Origin of the sequence: Kitasatospora sp. NPDC057512, assembly GCF_042802135.1 — a bacterium.
Classification (GTDB): Bacteria; Actinomycetota; Actinomycetes; order Streptomycetales; family Streptomycetaceae; genus Kitasatospora.
Genome location: NZ_JBHVET010000477.1, coordinates 1 through 6,835, shown reverse-complemented (window position 1 = coordinate 6,835; position 6,835 = coordinate 1). Strand labels below are relative to the sequence as shown.

Genomic DNA, 6,835 nt, shown 5'->3' with positions numbered 1-6,835 from the left:
CCGCTGAAGCGGTCCGGCCCTCTGGCGTTTCCGCGTCGCCCCCGGGCTTCCGTCCCGCACGGGCGGCTTGATCCTCCGGGCGCGTGGGGCGGCCGTACGCGGGATGTCGGGCCCGCTGCGGTTGCGGGGCCGGGCCCGGGGTGCCTCAATGGCCCCGGCGGCGACCGCCGTCTGTCGGCGAGGAGGCGGACATGCCACGGGTCGCGGTGAACGGGGTCGAACTCTTCTACGAGGTGGGCGGGGACGGCGAGCCGCTGGTCCTGGTGCACGGCTCGTGGGGCAACCACGGCACCTGGGACCCGGTCCTGCACGCCCTCCCGGCGAGGTTCCGGGTGCTCGTCTACGACCGGCGGGGGCACAGCCGGAGCGACCCGCCCGCCGGGGCGGGGATCCCGGGTCGAGGACGAGGACGACCTCGCCGCGCTGATCGAGGCCCTCGGGTTCGCACCGGCGTACGTCGCGGGCAACTCCTTCGGTGCCTCGACCGCGCTCGGCATGGCGGCCCGACGACCCGAACTCTTCCGGGGCCTCGTCGCCCACGAGCCCCCACTCCTGGGCACCGTCGCCGACGACCCCGAGCTGCTGCCGCTGATGGCGGCCACCGGGGAGCGGATCGAATCCGTTCTCGCCCGCCTGGCGGCCGGCCGAACCCTCGCGGGGGCACGCCAGTTCGTGGAGGAGGTCGCCCTGGGACCCGGCGCCTGGGACCGACTGCCGGAACAGCTCCGCGAGACCTTCGTCGCCAACGCCCCCACCTTCGCGGACGAGCAGGCGGACCCGCAGTGGGCCGACCTCGACCTCGGCCGCCTCTCCCGCTACACCGGACCCGCGCTGCTGACGAAGGGGACGGAGAGCCCGCCCTGGTTCGCCGCGATCGTCGCCCGGCTCTCCGGGGCACTGCCGCAGGCCGAGACCCACACCTTCGAGGGAGCCGGGCACGTCCCCCACCTCAGCCACCCGGACGCCTACGCGCAGCGCGTGACCAGCTTCATCGAAGGAGTCAATCGGCCGGCCTAGCCGGCCTGCGGGACACGGCAGTTCGGGGTCAGGCCGCCCGGCCGGGGGCCGGGTGGGACGCGTCGGCCGGGCGGAGCCGGCGGCGGGCGGCCCAGGCGGCTGCCGCGAGGGCGAAGCCGTAGACGGAGACCAGCCCGTGGCCGTTCTCCTGGGCGAGCCACATCGCGAGGCCGAGCGCCGGGACGCCGGCCGCCAGGGCGAGCTGCTTGGGGAGGCGGGTGCGGGTGAGGAAGGCCAGGGCGAGGGTGGCGCCGAGGAAGTAGGTGGCGCCGGAGCTGCCGGCGAAGTTGCGGGGGTCGGTGCTGGGGCCGCCGCCGAGGCCGAGCAGGCTGTCGACGCGGCCGGGCAGCAGGATGCCGGCGAGGAAGAAGCCGAGGGTGAGCGGGCCGCCCCAGTACCACTGGGCGAGGGCGGCGACGGCGGCGAGGGTGCCGAGGTTCCACAGGCCGCCGAAGAGGCCGCCGTTCTGCATGAACACCGAGGTGAACTCGCGCCACCAGCCGGACTTGGCGGGGTCCGCGTCGAGCGCGTCCATGGCGCCGGACCAGAGCAGTTGGAGCAGGACGCCGCCGACGGCGAGCGCGGTCAGGGCGACCGCCGCCCACGGGAGCGGCCGCCCGCGCAGGGTGTCGCGGCCGACCACGCCGAGCCCGCAGTTGACCATCATGACCATCAGCGCGGCCGTGGTCACGTTGAAGACGATCGCTCCCATGTCTGGCTCTCCCCCCGGTTCCGACGTTTTCCAACGCCGTTCGAAAACCTGATGACGCCAAGCTAGCACAGTTTTCGAACAGTGTTGGAAAACGTTGTACGGTGGAACGCATGAAGCTCACCAAGGAACGCATCGTCGATGCGGGCATGGCCGTCTTCGCGGAGGTCGGCTACCAGAACCTGTCCATGCGCCAGGTCGCCGACCGCCTGGACGCCCACGCGGGCAGCCTCTACTACCACGTGCGCGGCAAGGACGAGTTGCTCGCCCTGATGGCCGACCGGGTCTGCCGCAGCGCGTACGACGCCGGCACCGAGGCCCTCGACGCCCTCCCGTCCGCCGCCACCTGGCAGGACCGCGTCGAGGCCCAGGCCGCCGCCCTGCGCCTGAGCCTCAAACAGCACCCCGGCGGCGCCCAACTCCTCGCCGAGAGCCCCGGCGTGCTCAGCCCCGGCGCCCTCTCCCTGATGGAACGCCTGCTGCGCACCCTCCTCGACGCCGGCCTCCCCGCCGACCACTGCGGCATCGCCGCCGACACCCTGCTCAGCCACGTCACCGGCTTCGTGCTCCAGGAGCAGAACCAGCCGGCGGCGCCACCGCCCGTCACCGCGGAGCAGTACGCCGAGCTGTGCGAGCGGTTCCCCCTGCTCATGGGCCCGTTGATCCCGCGCGTGGGCCAGGACGAGAAGTTCACCCGGAGCGTCCGCCTGCTCTGCACCGGCTTCGCGGCGCTCTCCTGAGTCCCCTGGCGGAGTGGCGGGAACCGGCCCGAACGGCGGGAACCGGGCCCGCCCCGAGATCGTTTCAAACGATGTTCGAATGGGTGGGGCGCCCTCGCTCCACCCGTCACCGGGAGGGGAAACCGTGTCGAAGGACATGTACAGGGAGTTCTCGGACAACGTCGACCGCGAGATCGCCAAGCTCGTCGACCGCACCAACCGGGCGGCCGCGCGGACCGTCGACCGCGCACTGGGCAGGACCGGTGCCACCGGGGCCTTCGACACCGCCCACTGGCAGCGCCGACTCGACGAGCTGCTCGCCACCCACCGCGTTCCCGGCGCCGCACTGGCCGTCCTCGCCGACGGGGAGATCCACGAACTGGCCGGTGGCGTCCTGCACACCGGCACCGGCGTCGAGGCCACCACCGACTCCGTGTTCCAGATCGGCTCGGTCAGCAAGGGCTACACCGCCGCCCTCGTCCTGAGCCTCGCCGACGCCGGAAAGCTCGACCTGGACCAGCCGGTCGCGGCGGTCCTGCCGGACTTCGCCCTCGCCGACGCCGAGTCCGCCCGCACCATCACGCCGCGTCAACTCCTCAACCACACCAGTGGGATCGAGGGCGACTACGTGAACGACACGGGCCGCGGCGACGACTGCCTGGCCCGCTACGTCGACGGCACCCGCGAGGTCGGCCTCACCAACCCGCCCGGCGCGACCATGTCCTACTCCAGCACCGCGTACAACGTCCTGGGCCGGATCGTCGAGGTGGTCACCGGCCTGACCTGGGACGAGGCGCTCAAGGAGCTGATCTGCGAACCGCTCGGGCTCCGGCAGACCATGACGCTGCCCGAGGAGGTCCTGCGCTTCCGCGCCGCGATGGGGCACATGGGCGAGCCCGGTGAGGACCCGACACCCACCCCGCTGTGGAACATGCTGCCCCGCTCCGCCGGCCCGTACGGCGGCATCAGCGCCACCGCGGCCGACGTGGTCCGCTTCGCCCGGCTGTTCATCGACGGCGGCACCGCCCCGGACGGCACCCGGGTGCTCTCCGCCGCGGCCGTGGAGGCGATGCTCACCCGCGAGGTCGAGATGCCCGACCAGTGGTTCCTCGGCGCGCACTGGGGCCTCGGCTGGGGCCTCTTCGAGTGGGACGGCGCTCGCGGCTTCGGCCACGACGGCAGCACCTTCGGCCAACTCGCCTACCTGCGGGCCATCCCCGAGAAGGGCCTCGCCATCGCCCTGCTCACCAACGGCGGAGGCGCCGCGCCGAAGGTCCACGAGGCCCTCTGCCGCGAACTGAGCGCCGAACTCGCCGGAGTCGCCATGCCCGCGTTCGGGCCGGCCGACAACCCCCCGGCCGTCGACCCGGCGCCCTTCACGGGCCGCTACAAGCGCGAGGGCTTCCTCATGACCATCACCGCGAACGCCGAGGACGGCGGCGGCAGCGGCAGCGGCGAAGGCGTGCTGGATCTGCGCTACGAAGGCGTCGAGGGCCTCGCCGGCACCTTCGACCCGCTCGTCTGGCACCTCACCCCGGTCTCCGACACCCCCGACAAGACCGTCTTCGCCGGCCGCCGCAACGACAAGGACGCCTGGATCCCCGTCGTCTTCTACGCCCTCGGCGACGGCACCCGCTACGTCCACTTCGGCGTCCGCGCCACCGCCAAGTCGGCCTGACGCCACCGGTCGCACTGGTTCCGCCGGGGCCGGCTCACCCCGCCGCGACCGGAGGCCCGGGCCACGGGCGCCTCGGGCCTCAGCCGCCACGGGACACCGCCTGACACCGCTGGACACCGCTGGGTGAACTCCGCGCGCCAGGCGATTCGACCACGACATAACTTCGCGTTATGAGACTTCACTCTTCGCGCACGAGGTTCTGGGGGCAGGCCGGCGTGGTCGCCGCCGCCGTGGTGGTGCTCGGCGCCACGGCGGCGGGTGGCGCCGCCGGCCGCGGACCGTTCCTCGGACCGCTGCACACCGTGTCCCCGGTCGCCTCGACCGTGCCCGCGAACGGGGACGTGAACCCGTACGGCACGTTCGTGATCCAGCACAGCACGGGCAAGCTGCACCGTGGCAACGTCCTCATCAGCAACTTCAACAACGCGCAGAACCAGCAGGGCACCGGGACCACCCTGGTCCAGGTGAGCCCGGACGGCGCCGTCAGCACGTTCGCCCAGATCGACCCGGCGCACCTGCCAGGGCCCTGCCCCGGCGGGGTCGGGCTCTCGACGGCGCTGACCGTCCTGCCGGGCGGCTGGGTCGTGGTCGGCAGCACGCCCACCGCGGACGGCACCTCCGCCACCGTCCAGGCCGGCTGCCTGCTGGTGCTGGACAGCAACGGCACGGTCCGCGAGACCATCGCGGGCGACGGCATCAACGGCCCGTGGGACATGACGGCCGTCAGCTCCGGCGACCGCGACGAGCTGTTCGTGACCAATGTGCTGAACGGCACGGTCGCGGGCGGCGGGGCCGAGGTCGACCAGGGCACCGTCCTGCGGATCACCCTGTGCCGGCCGGGCGACGCGCCGCCGCAGCGGGTCGCGACCACCCGGATCGGTTCGGGCTTCGGCCAGCGCACCGACCCGGCCGCCCTGGTCATCGGCCCGACCGGCGTCGGCCTGGGCCACGACGACACGCTCTACGTGGCGGACACCCTCGCCAACCGGATCGCCGCGATCCCCGACGCCGTCCACCGCGTCTCCGACGCCGGCACCGGCACCACCGTCAGCACCGGCGGCAACCTCAACGGGCCGCTCGGCCTGGCCGTCGCCCCCGGAGGCGACGTCCTCACGGTGAACTCCGGCGACGGCAACCTGGTCGAGACCACCCCCGCCGGCGACCAGGTCGCCGTCCGCACGCTCGACGACAGCGGCACCCCGCCCGGCGCCGGCGCCCTGTTCGGGCTCGCGGTCGACCTCGACCGCGACGCCGTGTACTTCGTCGACGACGCCACCAACTCCCTGAACGTCCTGCACTGACCGCCCTGCCGCGGGCGCCGCTTCCGTACGCCCCCGTCCCCGAGGGCCCGGACCGCGACCACGGACCGTGGCCCGGGCCCTCGTAGCCCGACCATCGGCCTCCGGCGGCCGGTGTCCGATTCGTTCAAGACCGGGTGGGTCGGGGGTGCCTAGCGTGGGAGGCATGAACAGCACAGGTGTACCGCAGTTCGCGTTCGTCGGGCTGGCCGTTGCGGATACGGCCGCCTCGGTCGGCTTCTACCGGCGGCTGGGGGTGGGGTTTCCCGAGGGGGCGGAGGGGGAGCCGCACGTCGAGGGTGAGGTGCCGGGCGGGCCGCTTCTGGTGCTCGATTCCGAGGCCACCATCCGGTCGTTCCATCCCGCCTGGCGGCCGCCGAGCGGCGGTACGCGGTCCGCGCTGGCGTTCCGCTGCGCGAGTCCCGCGCAGGTGGACGCGTTGTACGGGGAGTTGACCGGCGCCGGGTACCACGGGGAGCTGGAGCCGTGGGACGCCTTCTGGGGGCAGCGGTACGCCGTGGTGCACGATCCGGACGGCAACGGGGTGGACCTGCTCGCGCCGCTCGAAGACAGGCCCTAGGACGAGAGCAGCGCGGTCAGCGGCAGGCCCGTCAACTCCCGTACGTCGCGGGCCAGGTGGGCCTGGTCGGCGTAGCCGGTCCGGGCCGCCGTCTCGGCTGATGGGACGCCGGAGCGGGCGAGGGCCAGGGCGCGCTGGAGGCGCAGGATCCGGGCGAGGGTCTTGGGCCCGTAGCCGAAGGCGGCCAGGGAGCGGCGGTGCAGTTGGCGGGCGCCGAGGCCGACCGTCTCGGCCGTCGCGGCGACGGAGCGGCCGGCGGCGAGCGAGGCGGCCACGGCGCGGATCAGGGGGTCCTCGGGCGGCGCGTCGGCGGCCAGCCGCAGGGCCAGGGCCTCCAGGGCGGTGGCCGGGTCGGGGGCCGCGTCGATGTGTCCGGTCAGCCGCCGGACCTCGGCAGCGGGCCGCAGGTCGGCCAACTCGACGCTGCGGTCCCGCAGTTCGTGTGCGGGGACGCCGAGCAGCGCGGGGGCGGCGCCGGGGCGGAAGCGTACGCCCGCCCACGGGCCGCGCAGTCCGGGGCCGGGGTGGAAGGCGCGGGTGTCCGGTCCGGCGACCAGCAGCCGCCCCTCCGTCCACAGCAGGTCCATGCAGCCGTCGGGCAGGACGAGCCCGGCCCGGGTGGCGTCCGCACCCCCGGTACTCGCCCGACCGCCCGTACGCCCGGCACTCGCCCGACCGCCCGCACGCCCGAGGGCCGACTTCGTCCACAGGACCGCGCCCGGCAGCCGACACGCGCGTTCCTGGTACGAGGCGGACAGCTCCATGATCCGAGGCTACGCGCCCCGCGGGGAACGGCGGGCGGACGCCGACGGCCCCGGCCGCCCGCGGCGGCCG

At 74.2% G+C, this 6,835-nt stretch carries 6 protein-coding genes and 2 pseudogenes; 6 read left to right on the top strand and 2 right to left on the bottom strand.

Annotation, left to right across the window (positions count from 1 at the left end; translation table 11 throughout):
• Positions 1–191: 191 nt before the first annotated feature.
• Both ACFU6K_RS26760 and ACFU6K_RS26755 read left to right on the top strand, forming a co-directional pair.
• Positions 192–320 (top strand): annotated as a pseudogene (locus ACFU6K_RS26760) (alpha/beta fold hydrolase); the annotation flags it as partial.
• Positions 307–1,017: pseudogene (locus tag ACFU6K_RS26755) on the top strand (alpha/beta fold hydrolase); the annotation flags it as partial. The pseudogenes ACFU6K_RS26760 and ACFU6K_RS26755, both read left to right, overlap by 14 nt.
• Positions 1,018–1,045: 28 nt before the next feature.
• On the opposite strand, the gene ACFU6K_RS26750 reads toward ACFU6K_RS26755, so the two are convergent.
• Positions 1,046–1,729, bottom strand: a complete 684-nt coding sequence (locus ACFU6K_RS26750) for a hypothetical protein (protein WP_380667137.1) — start codon at positions 1,727–1,729, stop codon at positions 1,046–1,048.
• 110 nt (positions 1,730–1,839) lie between these two features.
• Here ACFU6K_RS26750 and ACFU6K_RS26745 point away from each other — a divergent pair, with 110 nt between their 5' ends.
• The 4 genes from ACFU6K_RS26745 (at position 1,840) to ACFU6K_RS26730 (ending at position 6,001) form a co-directional block, all read left to right on the top strand.
• Entirely contained in the window at positions 1,840–2,466 is a 627-nt protein-coding gene (locus ACFU6K_RS26745) for a TetR/AcrR family transcriptional regulator (protein WP_380667135.1), read from the top strand.
• A 124-nt stretch (positions 2,467–2,590) separates the two neighbouring features.
• Positions 2,591–4,123 (top strand): serine hydrolase domain-containing protein, encoded by a 1,533-nt coding sequence (locus ACFU6K_RS26740; RefSeq protein WP_380667133.1) that lies wholly within the window; start codon positions 2,591–2,593, stop codon positions 4,121–4,123.
• A 170-nt stretch (positions 4,124–4,293) separates the two neighbouring features.
• Entirely contained in the window at positions 4,294–5,424 is a 1,131-nt protein-coding gene (locus tag ACFU6K_RS26735; RefSeq protein WP_380667131.1) for a hypothetical protein, read from the top strand.
• Between the two features lie 163 nt (positions 5,425–5,587).
• Positions 5,588–6,001 (top strand): VOC family protein, encoded by a 414-nt coding sequence (locus ACFU6K_RS26730; RefSeq protein WP_380667129.1) that lies wholly within the window; start codon positions 5,588–5,590, stop codon positions 5,999–6,001.
• Here ACFU6K_RS26730 and ACFU6K_RS26725 read toward each other — a convergent pair.
• The gene (locus ACFU6K_RS26725; RefSeq protein WP_380667127.1) at positions 5,998–6,765 is read right to left on the bottom strand and encodes a helix-turn-helix domain-containing protein; all 768 of its coding nucleotides are present in this window, start codon (positions 6,763–6,765) and stop codon (positions 5,998–6,000) included. The genes ACFU6K_RS26730 and ACFU6K_RS26725 overlap by 4 nt on opposite strands.
• Positions 6,766–6,835 lie beyond the last annotated feature (70 nt).